The following is a 23396-nucleotide window of genomic DNA, read 5'->3' as shown; positions in this document are numbered from 1 at the left end:
GTTGATTAAATTAATAAAAATACTATTACCGATGCCGTTACCATTTCAGATACAGACAAAAATAATAAGCAGCTTACTAATACTAAGCTGCTTATTTGTGTCTATCGCTAGCCTAGCAAACAATACTAGCCATGAAAAAGATAAAGCGCAAAGTAATGCCAAGCTCAATGATGTGCAACAAGCAATTGCCAAGCAAGAATCTAATATTTTTAACACTAATAAAGCCCGCGCAAAATTAGAGCTTAAATTAAAACAAGATGATTTAGCTATCTCAACCGTAGCCAAAGCGATTAATGATACGGATAAAATCCTCAAAGCTACGCAACAAAAAATCATCAATCTAAGCAGAGAAAAACAACAGTTAACCACTCAAAAAAAACACCAAGAGCAATTACTCGCTAAACAATTACGCTCTGCTTATACCACAGGGCAACATGACTACTTAAAGCTGCTTTTAAACCAAGAGCAAAGTGAGAAAATTCAACGAACCATTAGTTATTATCAATATTTCAATAAAGCTCGCATTGAAGAAATTGATAATTTTCAGACAACTATCTCAGAATTACTGCAAGTCACCACAGAGCATCAAGAAGAAATTGTTAACTTAGAATCCTTAAAACAGTCTCAACAACAACAAAAACTGCAATTAAGCGAAAACAAAGCAAGTCGTAAAAAGACCATAACTGAATTAAATAAAAAATTATTATCTAGTACTCAACAATTAGAAAAGTTAAAAGCTGAAGAAGCCAACCTAGCTGCTGCTTTACAAAAATTAGAAGCTCTCATACGTGCAGAGATTGATTTAACTGGCTTAAGTAAATTAAAAAATAAGCTGTCTTGGCCAGTTAAAGGTCGCTTACTGCGTAGTTTTGGCAGTAGAAAACAAGGTCACCTAAAATGGAAAGGCGTACTACTAGGCGCGCCTATAGGTCGGCAAGTTCGTACTATTCATAATGGCACCATTTTATTTTCAGACTGGTTAAAAGGTTACGGCTTATTAACGGTGATCGATCATGGTAATGGCTATATGAGTTTATACGCTCATAATCAGACCTTGCTTAAATCAGTAGGTGATAGAGTTGAAACAGGTGAGCCGATTGCTTTAATAGGGCAAAGTGGTGGCCAAAATCAGCCAGGTTTATATTTTGAAATTCGCCATCAAGGTAAAGCCGTTAATCCTAAACTTTGGTGTAAATAAATTTAGCTAAAATATTTAACTATGGCTTGATTATCATATTAATTATCAAGGTAATCACTATTTTAACTACAAAAAAAAGGGGCTAAATGCTATGCTTTTATAACCCCCCTATACATGATAATACTTTAAATGATTTCTGCAGTGTCGAAATTTTTTATTCTTTCCGTTTTTTTATTTTTTTCCATTTTTTACACCAAGCCTCTCCATGCGGAAAGTGCTCTCGTCGCAATTGTTATTGATGACATTGGTTACCGCTATACTGACAAGCACGCTTTAACTTTACCTGGCGCTGTCACCTACTCCATTTTACCTCACACTCCATACGGTAAAAAACTGGCCCAAGCAGCTAATGCACAACAACGAGATGTTTTATTACACATCCCTATGGAAGCCGAAAATGGTAAAAAATTAGGCCCCGGAGCACTTACGAGTGCAATGAATGAAGAGCAGATTTTTGCGAGTTTAGATGCCTCATTAGCTGAAATACCTTTTGCTATTGGCATTAACAACCATATGGGTAGTCGTTTAACGCAATTAGACAACCCAATGACATGGACCATGAGTTTTTTAAAGCAACATCATTTATTATTTTTAGACAGTAAAACCAGCCCTAACTCAAAAGCAGGTAATATTGCAAAAACACTGGGCGTTCCAGTAAAACGTCGACATATTTTTCTTGATAATCAATTAACACAGGCATACATCAGCAAGCAATTTCAGTTATTAATTCAATACGCTAAAAACAAACAGTCGGCTATTGCGATTGCACACCCACATCCAGAAACCGTTCTTGCTTTAAAACAATTAATTCCAACATTGGCGCAAAATAATATAAAGTTAGTTCCCTTATCTGTTTTATATAAACCAGAAAGAGCTGATCAAGCACTAACTAAAATTAGTGAATAACAATAACATTGAAAAGGATTGCACATGAATAAAACTATTTTTTTATTGCTGACTCTACTAGTTTTGCCGTTTTCAAATCTAGTGTCTGCGCAAATTTTTCATGGTCAAGCCTTACACAAAAATGAACATGAAGCCCGTCAGCATGCCATTGCTGACTTACAGCAAAATTTATATGTCAATGTTGAAAGTTTAACCCAAACTCATCAATCAAATAAAAGTGAAGATGTATTTAAATTCACCAGTAAGCTTTCCTCGACACTGCCTATCTTAGGTGCACAAACCGACTGTTTTTCTGCTTATGATGTTACCCAATGTGAAGCAAGTATTAACACGGATAAAAGTGCTCCAATGTACCAAGCCGCGATTATTCAAAAACAAAAAGTCATCGACAGCCAATGGCAAAAAACCAAAAGTATCGATAACCCGCAAATAAAATATCAAGCATTGGCAAAGTTGTTAACATTAATCCAAGAAACACAACAACTTACTTTGGTGCTAAGTATTATTGCGCCAAGCAGTGATATTGGCTCTGCCACCATCAATTCTGCCGATGTTAATCAAGCGATGCTGCACTTAGAAGAAGTCGCGAATGGTTTACCAATGGCAACCTTGTTACTAAGTAAACGTTTGATAAACAATAAAACCTTAGCAAAAGCAAAAGTTCTCGTTAAACCATTCACTCCTTATGACTCTTCAGAAATAACGCCGTTTTCCACGGCCTTACAAACTCAATTGAGTAGTCAAATAAACTCAGTGTTATTAGATAAAGATGCTAGTTATTTTTTGCAGGGTAAATATCAAGCAACTGAAAAACATATCAATTTAGAAGCACAATTAATCGATAGCCAAGGTAATATTGCTACGGCAGCTGTCATCAGTATCAACAAAGCATCTGTAGCGCAATTTGTTCATCAACCAAAACAAATGGATTTCGAAAGGTTACTTTATTCTGGACAAATTATCGGCGGCTCTTTTACCGCTAAATTAACCACTAACAAGGGCCAACGAGATCTACTTTTTCGACAGAATGAAACCATACAATTACTCGTTAAAGTGAACAAACCAAGTTATTTTTATATTGTCGGACATGCCAATAATGATGAACAAAAACTCAGTTACTTACTCGATTTAAACGATGCTCCTGGCGATGATAAATTTATCTCATATCTTGGCATTGATGAGGTAAACAAGTGGGTTGTGATTGGTGAGTTTGAAGCTCAATCTCCTTTTGGTAATGAAAGCCTGCAACTGTTTTCAGCCACTAAAAAGCCGCTAGCAATGCTACCTAGCACCACTTTTGATGGTACATATCATGTGATTGCAGGTAAGCGCAGTAAAGCGGTAGCAAAAACTCGTGGCTTGGTTAGAAAACAAAAGAAATTAACCAAAGAAGGTAAGGAACAAACTGAAATTGCTGAGGCAGTGATCAGTTTAACCACCGCTAAATAAGTTATTTCCATTCATCCTGAGTTTATCAATTCATAGACAAACTCAGGATAAAAAATATCGTAATTTATAATTTAATATTATTTTCTTTGATAATTTGATGTAGGTATTTCACCGGAATAGCATAGGTTATACCGCTGGGTTTGCTAATCACCGCCTCTTTGGTTTCTTGTACAAAGACTTTGTTGATAATACCTATTACTTTACCTGTTTTCATATCGTACATGGCACTGCCACTATTGCCCGGATAAGCGGTCGCATCTAATTGATAAACAAGATACGGATTACGCATTCTTTTCAGCATTTTTAGGGTCATTTGACCTGCTGACTGAACAGGAATAACTGTCGGTGTTGTGCTAGCAATCATGCCACGATGAGTTACTGGATATAAACCTAGCACAGAGCCAATAGGGAAGCCGGTAAAAGCAATAAAACTACCATCTTGTCTAAATATACTATCTGCTAATGACATTGCAGGTAATGGTGAACCTGATATTTTCAAAATCGCTAAATCATATAAGTCAGAGGTGACTATTATTTCTGCTTGCCTGACCTTAGCTTGCTTACCCGAACCAATAAAAACCGCCATTTTTTGTAATAAACTTTCATCAAGCTCAGTGGGTAATACATGTGCATTAGTGACAATATAATGTCCATCACCAATAACAAAGCCTGTACCTCGCAAAATATTTTGTGGTTGTGACGTCGGCGTATGAATACCGATTCCCACTACAGAAGGTTTAACTTTTGCGACAACATCAGTAAATTCTGCTTGGGCTAAATGGGTAAAAAAGACTAAAACGCCAAATAGTAATCCGTGTATTGATTTCATGTGGTTCCTTATTAAGATGGTTTGATGAACTCTATGTCACTATTCCCTTGATATTTATCAATAACAACAATTCAAACAACGGTAAAGATTAACGACTAAGTTATAATTTTTCTAGTTTACCTGAAATAAATTAAAGATCGAATATTCGCAAAATTTCAACTATTGACCATACTTAGAGCTAATAAACTGTCATCTAGAGAGTGATAAATGAACAGCAATATAATTCCCGTTTTTGCTGGTGGCGGCACGCGTCTCCCCGCACACTTAGGCGTTTTAAGAGCACTTAAAGATTTAGATATTCACTTCAATAGTTTGGTGGGGGTTTCAGGTGGCAGTATCGTCGCGAGCTTTCATGCTGCAGGATTATCATTAGAAGACAGTCGAAAAATTGCCTTTGAAACAGATTATAATCAATTTAGGGAGTTCTCATTACTTAAACTTATTCGTCATGGTGGCTTAAGCTCAGGTAATATTTTCGAAAAATGGGTAGATCGCAAGTTATCTGGAAGAACTTTTAGTGAACTAGAAAAAGATCTACATATTGTTGCTACTGATGTTACTAACGGCAAGCCGGTAATATTTAACAAAGAAAATACCCCTGATATGAAAGTATCAAAAGCAGTTCGGTTTTCTATGTCTATTCCTTTAGTTTTCAGTTTTAAATCTTTCGGTAAGCATATTATGGTAGATGGTAGCATCTTGTCAGAAGATGCATTACACCGTGACTGGGATCATCAAGGCACTCCCATATTATGTTTTCGCTTACGTAGTGAAAATGAATACGATGAAATAAAAACTTCAGGTATGTTTCCTATTTTTAACTACATTACTTTACTGATCAGGGCCTTTATGACAACTATTTCTCGAGAATACATTAACGAGAACTTTTGGCATAACACCATTGTTATCAATACCGGTGAATGCTCAGGTGTTGATTTTAAAATGTCTCAAGATGAGAAAAATATGTTGTTTGATATTGGCTACCAAACCGCTAAAGAAATAATTCCATTAAAAGTGAAGCTTTAAAAAGTTCCGCTAAGCAACTTGCTTGAGAACACCTTTCACTGCAATAATAGACTTACTCCATTTTTCATACAAACTTGTAGAAACTACTTGTGAAGTTGCTGCTTTATAAGTAATTTTCAGGATAATTAATGCTGACCTTTGTTCATGATTTACTAAGCCAAAGCGCAAAAAAATCACCTTTAAATAAGGCGCTGACTTTAAAAGAGCAGCAGCTAACTTATAATGAACTTAATAAGAGTGTTAATAATATTGCCTATAGTTTCCACGCATTAAAAACTGAGCGATATCAACGCATAGGCATATATTTGCCTAAAACGATTGAAAATGTAGTCGCTATGTTTGCTTGTAGTAAAGTAGGCGCAGTATTTGTACCGATTAATCCAGTACTTAAAGCAACTCAAGTACAACATATCGCTAACGACTGTAATACAAGAATAATTATTACTAATAAAGCTCGCTTTAATGCTTTAAAACCAATACTTACCACCTTAACTCAACTAACGACTGTAATATTAACTGATTCCGATGAGGATAGTACCGAAACATTAGAGCACGTCACTATCATGTCGTGGTTAGCATTTGCCAACCTACATTGTGACTCGGAAACATTGAAGCCATTAACCGGAAGCGATATGGCAGCAATTTTATATACCTCTGGCAGTACAGGTAAGCCTAAAGGTGTAGTATTGTCCCATAATAATATTGTTTTAGGAGCGCAATCTGTAGCGCAGTATTTACATAATACCGAGCAAGATAAAATCCTCGCGGTTTTACCTTTAAGTTTTGATTATGGTTTAAGCCAATTAACCACAAGTTTTTTAGTCGCTGCTGAATGTGTTTTATTAGATTACTTACTAGCCAATGACGTTATTAAAGCAATAATTAAGCATAAAATTACCGGAGTCGCTGCTGTACCGCCATTATGGTCGCAGCTTTGTAAAAGTAACTGGCCAGCACATGCAGGTGAATCCATTCGCTACTTCACAAACTCTGGCGGTGCATTATCAACCAAGAGTTTGCAGAAATTGCGCTCTTTAATGCCGCAAGCGAAACCTTTTTTAATGTACGGATTAACTGAAGCTTTTCGTTCAACTTACCTTGACCCAGATGAAGTCGATAATAAAATAGGCTCTATGGGTAAAGCTATTCCCAATGCTGAGGTAATAGTAGTTCGCGAAGATGGCAGCGAGTGTGACGCTGAAGAAGTAGGTGAACTAGTACATAAAGGGCCATTAGTCAGTTTAGGCTATTGGAACTTAGCCGATAAAACGTCTGAGAGATTTAGACCAGCTCCGGGGCAACCTAGAGGTATTATGCACCCCGAAATAGCCGTTTTTTCTGGTGACTCAGTAAAAAAAGATCGCGATGGTTTTTTATATTTTATTACGAGAAGTGACGAAATGATAAAATCCTCGGGTTATCGTATAAGCCCATTGGAAGTAGAAGAAATACTATATCAACACGAACAAATAACCGAAGCTGCCGTTATTGGCGTACCTCATGCTGATTTAGGGCAAGCAATATTGGCTATTATATGTGTTGATAGCCAAGAAGATATTAATTTGGTGACAAAATCTGTTTTGCAATACTGTCAAAAACAACTTGCTAATTATATGGTACCAAAACAAATTATTGTATTAACTACATTGCCGCATAATGCTAACGGTAAAATAGATAGAAATAGCCTTAATAGAAAATATATAAATTTTTATAGCTAATCTAAGCTCGATTTAAAAGCAACTATAAAGCTAAGGTTAATGTTGGAATAATTAAGAAGAATATAATGACAAAACAATCGCCCAGAAAAACGCTAAAACATGCAGACATGAACCACTTTGTCAGTAAAAATAACGAGTTGCTCATTGGTGATAAAACACTTAACCAAATTGATACCCTCGTTGGTGGAACACCTTTTTATGCATATGATAAATCCTTAATTGCCAATAAAGTCGCTAATTTAAAATCAATTTTTCCAAATAAAATCCAATTACATTATGCAATTAAGGCTAATCCTCACCCAAGTTTAGTGCACTTTATGACAAACCATGTCGATGGTTTTGATGTTGCTTCAAAAAAAGAAATGCTGCTAGCAATACAATCAGGTATGTCTGTTAAGGATATTAGCTTTGCCGGGCCTGGTAAAACCAATGATGATATCCGTGCAGCAATCGTAGCAGGGATAACCCTGCATATTGAATCTGAAACAGAATTGAACCGTGCTATTGAAGCAGGAGTAGACCTTGCCATTAAGCCTAACATTGCCATTCGTGTTAACCCTGCTTTTGAATTAAAAGCCTCAGGTATGCAAATGGGTGGTGGTTCAAAACCCTTCGGAATTGATGAAGAGATATTACCTAAACTATTAAGCGAGTTACCTTATGAACAAGTGAACTTCAAAGGTTTTCATATCTTTGCTGGTTCACAAAACTTAAAAGCAGAAGCCATCATAGAAGTGCATGAGAAAACTTTCTCTCTTGCTCAGCAGCTGATTTCGTTAACTCCAGTAAAAATTAGTTATATCAACATTGGCGGTGGTTTGGGCATACCCTATTTTCCTGGTGAGCAAGCTTTAACCCTCACTGAAATAAGCACAAACCTAGCTACTTTATTAAATCTATATCAGTCTGATTTCGATGACATTGAAATAATTATGGAGCTTGGTCGATACTTAGTCGGTGAAGCGGGAGTATATGTCAGTAAAGTGATTGATAAGAAGATTTCTCGAGATACTATTTATCTGATCTGCGATGGCGGATTGCATCATCATTTATCTAATTCTGGAAATTTTGGCCAAGTCATTAGAAAAAATCATCCTGTAGCCATTGGAAATAAGTTACTCCCCGTTACTCAAAGTGATGAAGAGTTGGTAAATATAGTTGGCCCACTTTGTACCCCACTTGATATTCTAGCCGATAAGGTTATGTTACCTAAATGTAAAATCGGAGATTACATTGTTGTCTATCAATCAGGGGCTTATGGCGCTTCAGCCAGTCCAAAAGATTTTCTTAGCCAACCAGAATTAAGTGAAATACTGCTTTAAAAATAACGGCATACACGTTAAATTAACATTTATGTATGGCTATTTATGATAACTAGCTATACTAATACTTAACATCATGATCAAACGGGCACAAAATGAGTGAATATTCAGTTGCTGGTCATTTTAATCAATACTTCAAGATTAGATTTGCCAACACCAAAGAATTAAGACAAGAAGCATTCAAAATACGCTACGGAGTCTATAGTGACGAGCTCGGCTGGGAGCCTGAGAATGAAAGTAAAATGGAAACCGATGAGTGCGATGATTACTCTTTTCATTGTTTACTAGAGCATAGACGTACCGGAGTATTTGCAGGCTGTGTTAGGTTAGTTATTCCTCCTGTTACACAGCCAGATTTGAAATTACCTTTTGAACAAAACTGCTTGCAAAGCGCTCGTCTTGAAGTGATGGACCCAACCAAACTCTCAAGAGGGAGTTTCGGAGAAATTTCTCGCTTAGCTGTATTGTCTTCATTCAGGAGACGTGAAAAAGAAAAAAATGTCCCATTTGTACTTAATCAGATAAACCCTGAAACAGTCTTTACTGAAGTAGAGCGAAGAAGTTTCCCAAATATTGCCATGGGTTTATATATAGCCGCAGTGGCCTTAGCTCAAATATGCAATCATATGGGTGCTTTTGTTATGATGGAGCCGAGGTTAAATCGTCGGTTGAATCGCTTTGGTCTCAATTTTCAACAAATTGGTGATGAAATGGATTATCACGGCCTTAGAGCAATGTTTTTCTTATCTAGAGAAGATTTTAGTGCAAACTTAAAACCTGAACTGGCTGAGCTTTATAATTTAATTTACGATGATTTATTCAAGCAGATCGTATTAGTTCCACATACAAATACAACTGACAAATAATACCTTTCCTACGGTATAGGCAAATAATCATGACCACTACATTTGACTACGACCTAGCTTTTTCTAGAAATATTGGCTGGGTTACGGAACAAGAACAACGTTTACTCAAAACCAAACGCGTAGCAATCGCTGGTTTAGGTGGTGTAGGTAGTACGCATTTACTGACTTTAGTTCGCCTTGGTATTGCTAAATTTAATTTGGCTGATTTTGATGAGTATGCGTGTGAAAACACCAACAGACAGGCAGGTGCAACAACGCATACATATGGCGTGAAAAAACTCGATGCCATGGTTGATATGGCACTAGCCATCAATCCAGAGCTTGAAATCAATACTTTTCCCCTTGGTATCAATGCAGAGAATACGGATGAGTTTTTGCACGATGTAGACTGTTACGTTGATTCCCTAGACTTCTTTGTAATGAATGCTCGCAGACTGGTTTTTCAAAAATGTGCTGAAAAATCTATCGCTGCAACCACTGCAGCCCCAATAGGCATGGGTACCGCTTATCTAAACTTTTTACCCGGAAAAATGACTTTCGAAGAGTACTTTCGTTTAGAGGGATGTTCTGAAAACGAACAATATTTAAAGTTTTTTCTGGGGTTAACTCCCGCAGCTTTACAGCAAGCATATTTAGTTGACCCTTCCCGATTAGATTTAGCTAATAAAAAAGGTCCATCAACCATAATGGGCTGCCAACTTGCCGGCGGCGTTGCTGCTGCTCAAGTAGTAAAGATATTTCTTAATCGCGGAGATGTACTTAATGTACCTTGGGGATTACACTTTGATGCTTACTGTAATAAGTTTAAAAAAACTTGGCGTCCTGGTGGCAATAACAATCTGATTCAAAAGCTTGCTTTTAGTATTGGAAAAAAAAGAATGGGCATCACTTAAGTAGAAATTAATTATGTTATCAGAATCTCAAAAGCAACGTTTAATTGATGCGGCTATCCTTGCCCCGTCTGCAGATAATAGCCAACCTTTTCAATACCATTGGCAGAATGACAATACTCTTGAGTTATGGATTGATCCAGAACGTTCAGGTAAAGCCTCAGATAATCGCTATGTTCTATCAGATATTGCACTTGGTGCAGTCATAGAAAATATCTCTATTTGTGCTGAAAGTTTACCGCTATCGACCCAAATAGATTACTTTCCTGACGAAACTCAAACAGAGTTATTTGTTGCCAGTATTTACTTTTTACCTGCTGATCACGTGGTAAATGACACCAATAATCTCGCTAATGAAATTCCCAAGCGTTGCACTGATAGACGCTTTCCCTTTAAAGGGCCATTAAAACCTGAATCTATCGAAGCATTAGCTGATGCTGCTAAAGAGCATGAATGTGATTTACTAACTTACACTTGTAAAAAATCCATTAAAAGCGTGCTTCCTATTATTCAACAAGCTGAAACTATTCGCTTTAAAAGTAAAACTCTCCACCAAGAGCTATTTTCTACTGTAAATTTTGATGATGCTAACGCAAAAGAAGGTATGCCAATTTCTGTATTGGCAATTGAAAAACCAGCACAACCTCTTTTTAAACAAATGAAGAAATGGTCGGTGATGAGCTTTGTAAATAAAATAGGTGGCGCAGCCATGCTAGGTTTTCGCTCCGTTCGTATTCCTATTTTATTTTCTCCTGCGCTAGTATTGATCACTATGCCAAATAAAGATCGTCTTAGTGTGATCAAAGCTGGTAGAGCTATACAAAGAGTATGGTTACAAGCTAGCCAGCAAGGTTTATCTGTTCAACCTTATGCTGCACCGGGAATCTTTTCATTAGGCTATATCGCTTGTGAGCATGAGTTTAATCCTCAGTTAGAAGCAATAGCCAAACAAATGCATAGCTTAGTTAATGAAAAAGCTTACTCTACTAACCATTATGGCTTGATGTTTTTACGTATAGGTTATAACAAGCCTGTTGAGCATAGAACTAATAGGCGTATAGCAAGTTCATTTACTAAGTAACTTGCTCAATCGAGTTATATTTCTAACTTATCTGTTCAATACTGCGAACGTTTAACACTTGGAAATTATGTGAAACGCTGAACATATTTCCCTTTATCTTAACCTTTAATAATACTAATTAACTGAGTATTATTAAAGAATGGGCACATGCCGCTCACTCGTATACTTTCAAAGCCTCTCAATATCATCACATGATAAGATCCATATAGATCCTTGAAGATCATTATATTGAAAAAGCTGGATAAAATAAGTGTCACCTTTTTTTACACTCCATGATTCACTCAATAAACCAACAATCACAAACAAATCAAAATACAATAAATAACAATGACTTATAATTATTTATGCATGTTGGCACAAGCTCTGCATTAGTCTGAGCACGGAAACTTAACAAACAAATTTATAATTGGAGTATTACAATGAATACATTTAAAAAAGGTTTATTCGCAGGTGCAGCAGCACTTGCAATGTCGATGTCAGTACAAGCTTCTGACATTAATGTTGGTGGCGTAGTTTGGGATCCAGAAGCTACAGGAACATTTAGTGATTGGTTTGCGTCTTCTGACTTTGTTATTACACAGCCAATTACTGATTTCTCAGTTCCATCTACAACAACTGGTATGGGTGAAATTACAAAAATAAATGGCAGCACTGATTTTTGTGATTCAAGTAATTGTGAATTAGTTTTTACTTATTCATATGACTTTGATCCTTCTCTAACTGTTCCAATCACAGGTACTGGTACTAACCCAGGTGATATAATTCAAGCTTTCTTTAGAAACGCTTCAATTGATTTTTGGGTTGTCGACGACGGTGATTTTGATGCGGCCTTATCTTTAGGTAGCTCAATTGATCAACATAACGCTATAGAAACTGGTGGCGATTTATGGCTTGCACTTGAAGGTTTTGACCTTGGTGGTGGTGTTGAAGCAACAAGCTTTGGTACTATTGGTGGTAGCTTTGCTTCAGCTAGCGCTTTCTTAAATGTTATTGATGATCCAGCGGCACTTGCAACAGGTAACTTCTATAACTTGAAAACAAAAGAAGTTAACGGAACAGGTGAATTCGCTGACATGTCTTTAGGATTTAACATTGACACACCAACTGCTACTGGTAGTGCTCGTTTCAATGCTGATTCTATTCCAGAGCCTTCAACTATCGCACTACTTGGTTTAGGTCTATTAGGTTTCGCTGGCGCTCGTAAGCGTAAGTCTTAATAACAAAGAGACTTCTTTGTTATTTATCAGAGATAATAAGCAAGGATAGCTGAATTGTTAAGTTACCTAAAAACCACTTCCTTTGAAGTGGTTTTTTTATGCTTGTTGTTTATTACTAACAATACCATTGTATTATCAATGTCAGAATTTTATACACTGAAAAATATAACAGTAACGGAGCTAACTAAGGTAAATATATAAAAGACTTAAGAGGGGGAGTACGGATACAAATTTGGTTATTTCAACTAAACAGTATGAAGATTAACCCGAATACAATAATAATTATAAAGGTCACTACTCGAATAGGATTTAAGTAGAATTAAACCCTATTCTTGGAGATATAGCTATTAAACAAGCTTTGAGTAATCATAAGGTTAATAATGACACTTCAAAACTTGTATTTGATATCTTTAAAATAACTATAAGTTGCAAAATCAGTTACTGATTAATTTCTATCTTTGCATTAATTAAACTTTCTTCTACTTGAATATCCGATGATCCTTTTGCGATTGCTAACTCTAAAATATCAACAGCTTGTCCATATTCTTTATTCGAAGCTAAAATCACACCATAGCTCTCAATAATAGCTAACTGTTCGCTATCAAGTTGAAAAGCACGTTCAATATTTGTTAACGCCACAGAGTGCTTACCAGCTTTATATTGTGCCCAAGCTAGATTATTTAATAACACTGCATTATCAGGAATTTCATCCACTAATAATTGATATTGTTGTAATGCTTTTTCTGGTTTTTCAATATTATATAAGCTCGCTAATACTAAACGAATTGCTTGTTTGTTCGAAGTAATATGCAAATGTGTTTCAAGTAGTTTTTCTGCTTGTTCCGATTGACCATCAAACTTCAATGCCCTAGCAAGATCAATCGCTGTTTTGTCTTCTGGCTGTTGCTCATACATTTCGTTATAGAATTCTCGAGCTGCCGTGTAATCCTTTCTTGTCATAGCTAAATCAGCCAAAACAGATGTTAATAAAGGATGATTCACACCTTTTGCTTGCAATTGTTCAACATGCAATTTCGCATCTATCTCATTACCATTTAATAAAAGATAATGCGCAAGTAACATTTGTAAGCGTACATCTCCGACGAATAATGAATATGCATTCTCTGTTGCAGATAAAGCATTAACATAATCTTTGTCCTGACCAAGTAACCCTATACTTCTTAAATGTAGTAAGTAATAATTGGGGTGCTTATTAAGCCCTCTATTATATGCCTCACTAGCTCTTAAATTATTACCTGAGCTTAAGTAATTATCACCTAGCATCACCCAATATAAACCTGTTTTAAGTTCCTTTTCTGGATGTTGTTCAATTACAGCTATCGCTTGTTGACCATCACCAGTTTTACGTAATAAGTTCGCTAAAGTTAGGCGAGTATTAAGAGATTCTTGATTTAATGCTAATAATTCCGTTAAAAAACTAACTGCTTTTTCTATCTTATTTTCAGTCAATAGCATCGCAGTAAAACGATTTAAACTCTCAGTATGATTTGGGTTTGCCGTTAAAGCCTGTTGATAATATTCACTAGCCGATGCAATGTCATTTTCATTTTCTTCAAAAACGGCTAAATTAAACAGGGCTGAAACATTATTAGGCTCTAACGTTAATACTTGATTAAAATTGCTTTTTGCTTGTTCAACCTTATCCTGTTTAGTAGCAATGATTCCTTGCAGCAAATAGCCTGCGGCTTTATATTCATTAGAATTAATAGCTTTCGTTGCAATATCCTGCGATTTATCGTCTTCTCCTGTACGTAAATACTGCATTGCCAATGTCAATTCAACATCCATTAAACTGCCATCTAAAGCTAATGCACTTTCTAATGAATTAACACCAGCGACATCATTTTGCTGTAACTGCAACAAACCTTTTTGAGCTATTAGCTTGGCATCTTTTGGGTTTGATTTTTCTGCTTGTATTAATAGTTTTTCCGCAGCTTCATATTGTTGTATGTGAGATAATTCAAAACTTGCCGCTTTTAATAAGGTAAGTTCTTCAGCGCTTTCTCCATCTAATGCAGAAAATGATTCTGTAGCAGCTGATATATACCCTAATTTTAGATTAACAATTGCGAGCATTTTTGTAGCAGGATGTTCAGGTGTTAAATATGCTTCAATACTTTTAAGTTGATGGTAGGCTTGCTCATACTCTTGTAACTGAAAAGCACTCGCTCCCGCAATTAATTTAGACTTTGCTGTTGTAGAACCTGCTTGAATTGCCCTTTCCGCATAGCTTTGGGACTCTTTAAAGTTTTTCTTTTGATATTGTAATTGCGCTTTATATTGTAACGCTAGAGGTGCATTCTCAAACTTTTCTAATAACTTATCCGTAATAACTTCTGCCTGTTCAAATAACCCAGCCTTAATTAAGCTATTGATTTCGAAGTACCTAACACTATAGTCCATTGGATGTTGCGTTAAATAACTCGCAAATGAGCCCGCAGCTTGTTCATAGTCAGTTAATGCAAAAAGTAAATGAGCTTTTAAAAGGAGTGCTTCTGAAAGGTTGGGATTAGTCAGTAAAATATCTTCAATATCGACTAAACTTTGACTGTAATCTTGCTCAGAGCGAGCTAAATATGCCTTACCTATTTGGCTATAAGTAGAATTCTCACTGATAGCGATAGCTTGACCAATATAATCTTGCCCTTTATTTGTATCGCCATCAGCTAACGCGGCTATACCCGCATAAGTTAATACAATAATATAATCGTCGTCATTAAGATCTGAGCTCACTTCAACTAATTGGTAAACTTCTTCAGGTTTAAATAATTTTGCTTTTACCTGCGCTAAAAAAGGAAGAACATTTGCTTGTTCAACGCCTAACTGTTGCGACTTTTCTAGCTCTTTTTCAGCAAAGATATAATTTCCTTGCTCAAGATAAGCTTTACCTAACGCCAGTCGTGCCTGAGCACTTTTCGGCGCAATCCTAACTGCATTTTTTAATTCAATAACCGCGCTTCCAAAGTCTCGTTGTGCGCTAAACTCATTGGCCGATGCTAATAACTGCTCTAATGATTTTTGTTCGCTACAAGCACTTAACCCAAGAGCTAAAGCAACAGCTGATGCTATAATTGTTGTTTTGTTCATCTCTATTCCCTGTTTACAATAACTTTGCTAATTGTGATTTCTTAGTGGTTTGTTCTTCAGTAGAAGGCTCTGTTTGCTCTAGTAATGTTCTGGCTTCATTTTTACGTGCGTTAGCAATAAGTACTTCAATATAATTTAGTTGGATATCGATATCTTTACCTTCGGCTAACTCAGAAGCTTTACTGGCTTTTTTCAACGCGTCGCGTTTATCACCTTTCTTCAACAATACTTGGCTATAAGTATCTACGACATTTGCTACCTCTGGAGCTAATTCAAAAGCTTTCTCAGCATAAATTAGTGCGTTATCTAAATCATTATTATCCATATAGAGCCAGGCTAAATTATTATTGACTACTACGCTATTTGGCTGCGTCTCTGCTATTTTTACATAGCTTTCAATGGCTTTGTTCTTGTCATTAGATACATACATACCTGCTAAAATAGCTCTTACTCGATCATCTTTGTCATGCTTTGATAAATATTTCTCTAAAATACTAATAGACTCAGCGATGTTATCATCACCTTGATGCGCCGAGGCTAAATACAGTGCATTTTGACTACTCTGGTAAGTGTTATATAACGTTTCTAACTTAGGGATAGCTAGTTTGTACTTCTTCTCAAGTAAGAAAATACGACCTTTCAAGCCATCTTTTAGCGCTTCATCTATATCTCGTTCAGCCAACGTTCTATATAGTTCCTTCGCTTGATATACTTCTTTATCACTCAAGAGTAATTGCATTTTCACTAATTGTAATGTCAGGTTGTTTGGATGATTCTGAAAACCACTATTAACAACCGCTAATGCTCTCTCATAATTGCGTTTATTCGTATGAAAATCAGCAAGTAGTACAACAGGCTCTAAATGAAACGGGCTTATTTTCCGCCAATTTTCTAATGTTAACTGTACATTAGTTGCATCTTGTTGGCGCTTATAAATCATTGCTAATAACTGCCAATAACGTTTAGGTAATTTCGAATTTTTCTCAAAAGAGCCTAAAACTTGTAAAGCTTTATCCATTTGATTTAAATGAACTAACGCTTCACTTACTAACAAGCCTTTTGACAAATCACTTTTATCAAGTTGATATGACGTCATTAGTGTTTGCAAAGCGGCTTCATTTCTATGTAGGCCAAAATATAACCTAAGCGCCTTATTATTATTTGGGTAAAGCTTGATAAGATAATCAGCTCTCTCCTTCGCCAGCGGTTCATTTTTTTGAAATGCTGCTAACCTAGTTCGTTCAATTAAGGCGAAAGCATTATCTGGCTCAACAGTAAGACTTTTATCTAAAGCACTTTCCGCTTTTTCAAATTCTTCTTGTTTTATATGGATAGTCGCCATTAAATTATAGGCACCTGCTTTTTCAGGGTACTGCTTTTCCCACTTTTGCGCTATCGCTGTTGCTTGCTCAATATCACCCGTTTGTACGGCAGAAAATGCTAACGCTAATTCGGCTTCTATCAGCTCAGGATTAAGCTTAACGGCATCTTGTAAATCTTGCATGCCTGATGGATCATTCATCATTAATTTCAAGATCCCTTGGCGAGCATTTTGTTTCGCGTTCGGGTTAACAATTTCACCACTTTGCTCTACTAATTTTTTAGCTTCATCAACTGCACCAAGCTCTAGAAGTTTATAACTTAATGAGGCTATAAACTCTGAATCTGACTCATTAGTTGCAGAAAAGTCATGCAAAGTATCACTAATATTATCTACCAAACCTAGCTCAAGCTGACTTACGGCTAACATTCTGCGCGCTTGATGCTCAGCCGGTAAATATTTCACGATAGCACTTAAATGATGGTTCGTTTGCTCCCAGTTTTTCATGTGAAAGGCGCTGGCACCTGCTACTAGCTTTAAATTAAATTGGTTAAAGTTAGCCGATAAAGCAGCTTCGGCATGCTCACTGGCTTTCTTATAATCCTGGGCTTGAAAACGCACCATTGCTTTGATGTAATGAGCGAATGGTTGCGTACTTACCGATGCTAAAATTGCGTCGGCATATTGCTCGGCTTCATCATATTGTTGTGACTTCAATAAAGAGTCCGCCAACAGCAACTGAACAATGCCTGATTTAGGTTGTATGGCTAAATAAGCTTTAAAGCTAATAGCCGCTTGCTGATAATCTTTCATTGCAGTTGATACTTGGCCCTGTAACATTAAAGCATCTGCGTTTTGAGGGGAAGCAGCCAAAATTACTTTCACTAAAGCAATAGCCTGCTCGAAGTTATTTTCAGAAAACACTAAATAAGCATCAGCTAACTGGCTATAAATACCTTTAGGATTGCTAGCTTTAGCCTGTTTTACACTCTCTTGGGCAATTTCCACTTGCTCACTACGTAATGCGGCTAGTGTTTTATAGGCTAAATACTGGCTTGCTGCATCTTTTGTTAATTTCTTTGCCGGCTCTGCTAAAGAAATAACATCGTCATCTGCATCAGTTAAAATATAGGCACGTGCTAACAGTGGAATTAATTGTTCATTATCATATTTTAAACTTTGAGCACGCTCTAACTCTTTTACCGCATCGACACCATTTCCCTGTTTCAGGTAAGTTTTCCCTAATAAGAACCTCGCTTCGCCACTTTTCACATCAGCTCGAATCGCATTTTTCAGCTCTATTACCGCTTCATTTGTTTTCTTTTCTTCACTATATAATTTTGCTTTGGTCAGATGAGAGTCTGCCGTTTCTTTTTCACTACAAGCGCCTAATGCTAATAAAACACTTAAACAAGCTGTGGCTTTAACAAATTTCATTATTATTTTCCTTAACGGTTTATTCTTATTCATGTCTTTAGAGCGCTTCCTAAACGAAAAAAGCCCATTCAACTATGGGCTTTATTCAATTAGGCTCTAGTATTTAGTAAATCGGTAGTGAGAGATAAATTACTATAGCACTCATGATCAGTGACTAAAATGATGACATCAGCCCACTTATCCATCTCTTCAATGGTATTAATGCGAGGGCAATCCCACTGCTCAACGTAAGGGTCGTGATAGCTCGTTTGAACACCTGCCTGATTAAAGTGAGTCAAAATAGCTTCAGCTGGCGATTCTCGACAGTCATCCACATTGGCTTTATATGCCACACCTAAAATACCCACTTTCTTATTTTTAACATCTTTCCCCAAGATATCTAGTGCTTGTTGAGCAACAATACTTGGGCGTTTATCGTTAATGGCACGAGCTAAACGTACAAACTCACCTGCTTGAGTATTTTCAACTAAGAACCAAGGGTCAATTGGAATACAATGTCCACCAACTCCTGGCCCCGGTGTTAAAACGTTAACTCTAGGATGGCGATTAGCTAAACGTATCACTTCATAAACATCAACATTTAACTCTTGGCATATCAGTGATAGTTCATTAGCAAATGCAATACCGACATCACGAGAGGTATTTTCTACCAGCTTGATACACTCTGCAGTAGTTAAGTTAGTTAAGAATACTTCCCCTTTAACGAAGCTCTGATAAACGGCTTTAACCTTCAACTGAGCAGATTCACTACTTGCCCCTATAATGCGATCATTGTGAACTAGTTCATGTAATGTTTGGCCAGGAATGGCACGTTCAGGACAGTGAACTACATCGATATTCAGACCTGCGTCTTTAAATCTTTGCTCTACCGCTAAACTGGTTTGTGGTGAAATCGTTGATTCTACAATCACAGTCTGGCCATTTTTGGCTACTTTGGCAATGGCATCTACCGCACTAAACACATAAGAGCGATCACAACTATTATCTTTATGTGGCGTTGGCACGGCGACTAAATAGGTTTCACTAGAAGGAATTTGTGTGCTGGCAGTTAAAAAGCCTTGACTGACAACTTGTTGAATTAACTCAGGAAGCCCTGCTTCATCAAATGGACATTCACCACGGTTAATTGCATCTACTTTATCTTTATTAAGATCTATACCAGTAACACTATAACCTGCCTGCGCTAACAAGCTAGCTATTGGTAATCCCATATAGCCCATACCAACCACACAAAGGGTTTCATTTTTTGCTTCAATAGGTTGATCAACACTGCTTGGTTGCGTATTTGTAATAATATCTAAAATTAATTCTGCAACATGACCATCGCCGAAAGGGTTTTTCCAGTTAAAGTTAGCATTACTTGTAGATAACCATTTATCAGCCGCTGCTATAGCTTTATCAGCATCACGACCAACCAAAACATTTGCTCCCACTTCAATTGACTCTGGACGCTCAGTATTTTCTCTCAACGTAATACAAGGCACACCTAGTAAGCACGCCTCTTCTTGAATACCGCCTGAATCAGTTAGGATTAACTGGGCATGCTTTTGTAGTTGAATAAAATCTAAATAACCAATAGGTGGAATTAGCTTTAAATAACTCGGCACTTCAATACTAAACTCTTTAAGCTTAGCCTGTGTTCTTGGGTGAATCGGCCAGACAATAGCCTGACTATATTTGGAGTGCAATTTATCAAATAATGCCAGTAACTCTAACAAATTAGACATCACATCGACATTAGAAGCTCTGTGTGCAGTCACTAAAAAGAATTCACCTGATTTAACACCTAAATCATCAAGAATCGTACTGGTATTGGCTGAAATGTCTAAATGCTGAAATAATGAATCTGAAACGGTATTGCCAACCGTGTAAATTTTATCCGCATCGATACCTTCTTTTGCTAAAATCGCATGCTGATTAGGACCTACAGCGAATAGAAACTCACTAATGTGGTCTGTCATGATTCGGTTCGTTTCTTCTGGCATAGTACGATCATAACTACGCAAACCGGCTTCTATATGACCCACTTTAATATCTAATTTAGATGCGGCAAGAGCTCCAGCTAATACAGTATTAGTATCACCTTGAACCAAAACAACATCGGGTTGCTCCTCAATTAAAATAGGCTCCATTTTAATTAAGATATTACCCGTTTGATTACTATGTAAACCCGAGCCAACACCTAGATTATAATGTGGTGTCGGTAGCTGTAATTCTTTAAAAAAAATACTATCCATTTCTTCGGAATAATGTTGATTCGAATGGATGATAAAATAAGGTATGGCTCGATTTTGGCACTCACGTATAACTGGCGCCATTTTGATGATTTCCGGGCGGGTGCCAACGATAATCCCTATTTTCATTATTAAGTCCTTAAAACTATTTTAAACAATAAATTTACAATAGTTACAGTGTACTGTGATGAAATGATTTTTGCAGTAGTTTTTTATTGTACGAATAACTTTCTAGGAGAGAAATTAAAACTTTTGATTTATAAATTTATAGCAAGCTATGCTTTAGTTGCTATTCAATAGACTCAGGTAGGGATTCCCCTTTATATTGAGCTCGTCTCGCTTAGAACCGCTTAATATAAAAGGGATTAAAGTTATCTACGATTGAAGTAACAAATCAAGTACTTCACGTGTTTTATCTTTCATCAACAACTCATCACCTTTAGACTCAACATTTAACCTCACCACTGGTTCAGTGTTACTACTACGAAGGTTAAATCGCCACGTGTCAAACTCCATGCTTATGCCATCAGTTTCATCTATAACTTGAGCTGTGGATTGGTAAAATTCGAATACTCGCTCAATAGCCGCTTTTGGGTTAGCTATCTTATTGTTTATTTCTCCCGACGATGGGTAGGCTTTAATACGCTCTGCAACTAAGTTGGACAGTGGCTTATTACGTAAACAGACTAATTCAGCAATTAATAACCATGGGATCATGCCACTATCACAATAGAAGAAATCACGGAAGTAGTGATGAGCACTCATTTCTCCACCGTATATTGCATCTTCGCTGCGCATTCGCTCTTTAATAAACGCATGACCTGTTTTGCTTTGAATAGCTTCACCACCAGATTTTTCAACAATATCGATAGTATTCCAAGTTAAACGCGGGTCGTGAATAATTTTACTCCCCGCACTTTTATCCAAGAAATTTTCAGCTAATAAACCAACAATATAGTACCCTTCAATAAATTCACCTTGTTCATCAAACAAAAAACAACGGTCGAAATCGCCATCCCAAGCAATGCCCATATCAGCTTTGTACTCGATAACGGCATCACGAGTTGCCGCTCTATTTTCTACTAATAAAGGATTAGGAATACCATTAGGAAAGTTGCCATCAGGATTATGATGAATTTTTATAAATTCAATCGGCACATTCAGCTGCTTAAAAGCAGATTCAATAGCATCAAGTGCGGGACCTGCTGCGCCATTACCTGCATTAACAACTAATTTAAGAGGCGTTATATTCTTAACATCTACATAAGTTAACAAATGCTCAGTGTAAGCCTGACTAATGTCATGAGTTGACATTTTTCCCTTTTCAGCCACATCAACAAACTCATTGAGCTCAGCTAGCGCTTTAATATCAAACAAGCCGGTATCACCACTGATGGGTTTAGAGTTTTCACGTACTAATTTCATGCCATTATAATCGATAGGATTATGGCTCGCAGTAACCACAATACCACCATCACAGTTTAGGTGACTAGTAGCAAAGTAAATATGCTCTGTGCCACATAGGCCTAGATCAATAACGTTAGTACCACCATCCATTAACCCGTTAGCGAGTGCCAGCTTAAGTTCTTCACTCGTTAAGCGAATATCACCGCCAACGACTACTCGCTTAGCTTGGGTATGTTGTGCAAAAGCACGTCCTATACGATATGCGATATCGGCATTTAATTCTTCGCCAAGCTTTCCGCGAATATCGTAGGCTTTGAAGCAGGTTAAATTTAAATCATTCATGTAACACTTCTCTAAAATTGAATTTTGTTTATTAACTACCAACTAGGTAACGACTTTTAGCACCTAAAAGCCTTTGCATTATATAAATAATGCCAACGCTAAATAATAAAAATAATATTGCCGAAAAACCATACATAATAACATTTCCAGCCACCTTACTACCCCAAAAATGTTCAATAGTAATTTTGCTAGCAGTTAAGATATACGAATGGATAAAAAATACACCAAAGCTGGTATCTGCGATAATGTGAATAAGTTTATAGTCTAACTTCTCTCCAATACGTACGAGTAAACCAAGAAAGAAAAGCGACATAGTTATTTTTTGTAAATAATTAAGGTAAGTCATAGTGCCAACCATATATTTATACTCACAAACAGCGAAAATCAATATAGCGGCGGCAAGTAATAATAGAATATTATTTCGGCTCAATATGACATTAACATTGGCTTTATAATGACTGCAAAACATACCTAGTAGATAAACAGAAAAGAAATGGATAAAACTCTGAGCTGGTAACCCTCTACCAACGAAACAAGAAAGCAATATTACGAAAGGTAATAACCAATAAAAGTATTTATATTTATCCGCTTTTACAAGAAATGGAGCAATACAATAAAATATGCAAATCATTGGTATAAACCATAGAGGCGCTAAATGTAAACCTGTTAAATAAAAATAAACAATTTGCAGCCATTGGGGATTATTATAAAAACCATTCCAAACCGTATCTCTCGTTATAAAAAATACAAACACCATAATGGCGGGAATAGACACTAATAAATATGGCGTTATTACATTTTTTAATTTTGCGATAAAGTATTTTTTAGTTTGATATTTACCCATTAAATGCTGAAATAAGTAACCCGCAATAAACACGAATAAAACCGAGCCATTACTTACAAATATTCGTAAAAGTCTTTCTGTATCATGTTTAGACTCAGGCCAGATAAAAAAATCAATAGCATGACCTGCGACAATAAACAAAATAGCGAGAGCTCTGAAAGAATGAATATATCCTAAAAACAAAAGACTCTCCTTGGTAGT

General features: G+C 36.5%; 16 protein-coding genes. 10 read left to right on the top strand and 6 right to left on the bottom strand.

Annotated features, from left to right (window positions below):
- Positions 1-97 precede the first annotated feature (97 nt).
- From AC27IF_RS16365 to AC27IF_RS16355, 3 genes are all read left to right on the top strand, one after another.
- On the top strand, positions 98-1198 hold the full coding sequence (locus tag AC27IF_RS16365) for a murein hydrolase activator EnvC family protein (RefSeq protein WP_487055416.1): 1101 nt from the start codon (positions 98-100) through the stop codon (positions 1196-1198).
- Positions 1199-1339: 141 nt separating this feature from the next.
- The gene (locus tag AC27IF_RS16360) at positions 1340-2104 is read left to right on the top strand and encodes a divergent polysaccharide deacetylase family protein (protein WP_487055415.1); all 765 of its coding nucleotides are present in this window, start codon (positions 1340-1342) and stop codon (positions 2102-2104) included.
- A gap of 24 nt (positions 2105-2128) precedes the next feature.
- Positions 2129-3553, top strand: a complete 1425-nt coding sequence (locus AC27IF_RS16355) for a hypothetical protein (protein ID WP_487055414.1) — start codon at positions 2129-2131, stop codon at positions 3551-3553.
- Positions 3554-3617: 64 nt separating this feature from the next.
- Here the strand turns inward: AC27IF_RS16355 and AC27IF_RS16350 are convergent, their stop codons facing one another.
- The gene (locus AC27IF_RS16350) at positions 3618-4382 is read right to left on the bottom strand and encodes a S1 family peptidase (RefSeq protein ID WP_487055413.1); all 765 of its coding nucleotides are present in this window, start codon (positions 4380-4382) and stop codon (positions 3618-3620) included.
- A 207-nt stretch (positions 4383-4589) separates the two neighbouring features.
- On the opposite strand from AC27IF_RS16350, the gene AC27IF_RS16345 reads away from it, so the two are divergent.
- The 7 genes from AC27IF_RS16345 (at position 4590) to AC27IF_RS16315 (ending at position 12502) form a co-directional block, all read left to right on the top strand.
- Entirely contained in the window at positions 4590-5408 is an 819-nt protein-coding gene (locus AC27IF_RS16345) for a patatin-like phospholipase family protein (RefSeq protein ID WP_487055412.1), read from the top strand.
- Positions 5409-5536: 128 nt separating this feature from the next.
- Positions 5537-7126: an acyl-CoA ligase (AMP-forming), exosortase A system-associated gene (locus AC27IF_RS16340; protein ID WP_487055411.1), complete on the top strand. Its 1590-nt coding sequence runs from the start codon at positions 5537-5539 to the stop codon at positions 7124-7126.
- 65 nt (positions 7127-7191) lie between these two features.
- Positions 7192-8448, top strand: a complete 1257-nt coding sequence (locus tag AC27IF_RS16335; protein ID WP_487055410.1) for a pyridoxal-dependent decarboxylase, exosortase A system-associated — start codon at positions 7192-7194, stop codon at positions 8446-8448.
- A gap of 95 nt (positions 8449-8543) precedes the next feature.
- Complete coding sequence (locus AC27IF_RS16330; RefSeq protein ID WP_487055409.1) at positions 8544-9314, top strand: PEP-CTERM/exosortase system-associated acyltransferase; 771 nt, start codon at positions 8544-8546, stop codon at positions 9312-9314.
- Between the two features lie 29 nt (positions 9315-9343).
- Entirely contained in the window at positions 9344-10207 is an 864-nt protein-coding gene (locus AC27IF_RS16325; protein WP_487055408.1) for a ThiF family adenylyltransferase, read from the top strand.
- A 13-nt stretch (positions 10208-10220) separates the two neighbouring features.
- Positions 10221-11285 (top strand): hypothetical protein, encoded by a 1065-nt coding sequence (locus AC27IF_RS16320; RefSeq protein WP_487055407.1) that lies wholly within the window; start codon positions 10221-10223, stop codon positions 11283-11285.
- A gap of 419 nt (positions 11286-11704) precedes the next feature.
- Entirely contained in the window at positions 11705-12502 is a 798-nt protein-coding gene (locus AC27IF_RS16315) for a PEP-CTERM sorting domain-containing protein (protein WP_487055406.1), read from the top strand.
- A 438-nt stretch (positions 12503-12940) separates the two neighbouring features.
- On the opposite strand, the gene prsT (AC27IF_RS16310) is transcribed toward AC27IF_RS16315, so the two are convergent.
- The 5 genes from prsT (AC27IF_RS16310) to AC27IF_RS16290 form a co-directional block, all read right to left on the bottom strand.
- On the bottom strand, positions 12941-15610 hold the full coding sequence (gene prsT / locus AC27IF_RS16310) for an XrtA/PEP-CTERM system TPR-repeat protein PrsT (protein ID WP_487055405.1): 2670 nt from the start codon (positions 15608-15610) through the stop codon (positions 12941-12943).
- A 13-nt stretch (positions 15611-15623) separates the two neighbouring features.
- Positions 15624-18368: an XrtA/PEP-CTERM system TPR-repeat protein PrsT gene (prsT, locus tag AC27IF_RS16305; RefSeq protein WP_487055404.1), complete on the bottom strand. Its 2745-nt coding sequence runs from the start codon at positions 18366-18368 to the stop codon at positions 15624-15626.
- 89 nt (positions 18369-18457) lie between these two features.
- Complete coding sequence (gene wecB, locus AC27IF_RS16300) at positions 18458-20731, bottom strand: non-hydrolyzing UDP-N-acetylglucosamine 2-epimerase (RefSeq protein ID WP_487055403.1); 2274 nt, start codon at positions 20729-20731, stop codon at positions 18458-18460.
- A gap of 246 nt (positions 20732-20977) precedes the next feature.
- Positions 20978-22351 carry a phosphohexomutase domain-containing protein gene (locus AC27IF_RS16295; protein WP_487055402.1) on the bottom strand — a complete coding sequence of 458 codons (1374 nt, stop codon included), beginning with the start codon at positions 22349-22351 and terminating at the stop codon, positions 20978-20980.
- Between the two features lie 31 nt (positions 22352-22382).
- Positions 22383-23378 carry an acyltransferase family protein gene (locus tag AC27IF_RS16290; protein WP_487055401.1) on the bottom strand — a complete coding sequence of 332 codons (996 nt, stop codon included), beginning with the start codon at positions 23376-23378 and terminating at the stop codon, positions 22383-22385.
- Positions 23379-23396: the final 18 nt, after the last annotated feature.

It is taken from the genome of Colwellia sp. KS18-150, assembly GCF_057551365.1.
The sequence above is the reverse complement of the archived record's forward strand: the minus strand, read 5'-3'. Positions and strand labels throughout refer to the sequence as shown.

Coding starts and splice junctions, on each gene's coding strand:
- AC27IF_RS16355 (WP_487055414.1), top strand. CDS start 2,129: ATGAATAAAACTATTTTTTTATTGCTGACTCTACTAGTTTTGCCGTTT.
- AC27IF_RS16350 (WP_487055413.1), bottom strand. CDS start 4,382: ATGAAATCAATACACGGATTACTATTTGGCGTTTTAGTCTTTTTTACC.
- AC27IF_RS16345 (WP_487055412.1), top strand. CDS start 4,590: ATGAACAGCAATATAATTCCCGTTTTTGCTGGTGGCGGCACGCGTCTC.
- AC27IF_RS16340 (WP_487055411.1), top strand. CDS start 5,537: ATGCTGACCTTTGTTCATGATTTACTAAGCCAAAGCGCAAAAAAATCA.
- AC27IF_RS16335 (WP_487055410.1), top strand. CDS start 7,192: ATGACAAAACAATCGCCCAGAAAAACGCTAAAACATGCAGACATGAAC.
- AC27IF_RS16330 (WP_487055409.1), top strand. CDS start 8,544: ATGAGTGAATATTCAGTTGCTGGTCATTTTAATCAATACTTCAAGATT.
- AC27IF_RS16325 (WP_487055408.1), top strand. CDS start 9,344: ATGACCACTACATTTGACTACGACCTAGCTTTTTCTAGAAATATTGGC.
- AC27IF_RS16320 (WP_487055407.1), top strand. CDS start 10,221: ATGTTATCAGAATCTCAAAAGCAACGTTTAATTGATGCGGCTATCCTT.
- AC27IF_RS16315 (WP_487055406.1), top strand. CDS start 11,705: ATGAATACATTTAAAAAAGGTTTATTCGCAGGTGCAGCAGCACTTGCA.
- prsT (WP_487055405.1), bottom strand. CDS start 15,610: ATGAACAAAACAACAATTATAGCATCAGCTGTTGCTTTAGCTCTTGGG.
- prsT (WP_487055404.1), bottom strand. CDS start 18,368: ATGAAATTTGTTAAAGCCACAGCTTGTTTAAGTGTTTTATTAGCATTA.
- wecB (WP_487055403.1), bottom strand. CDS start 20,731: ATGAAAATAGGGATTATCGTTGGCACCCGCCCGGAAATCATCAAAATG.
- AC27IF_RS16295 (WP_487055402.1), bottom strand. CDS start 22,351: ATGAATGATTTAAATTTAACCTGCTTCAAAGCCTACGATATTCGCGGA.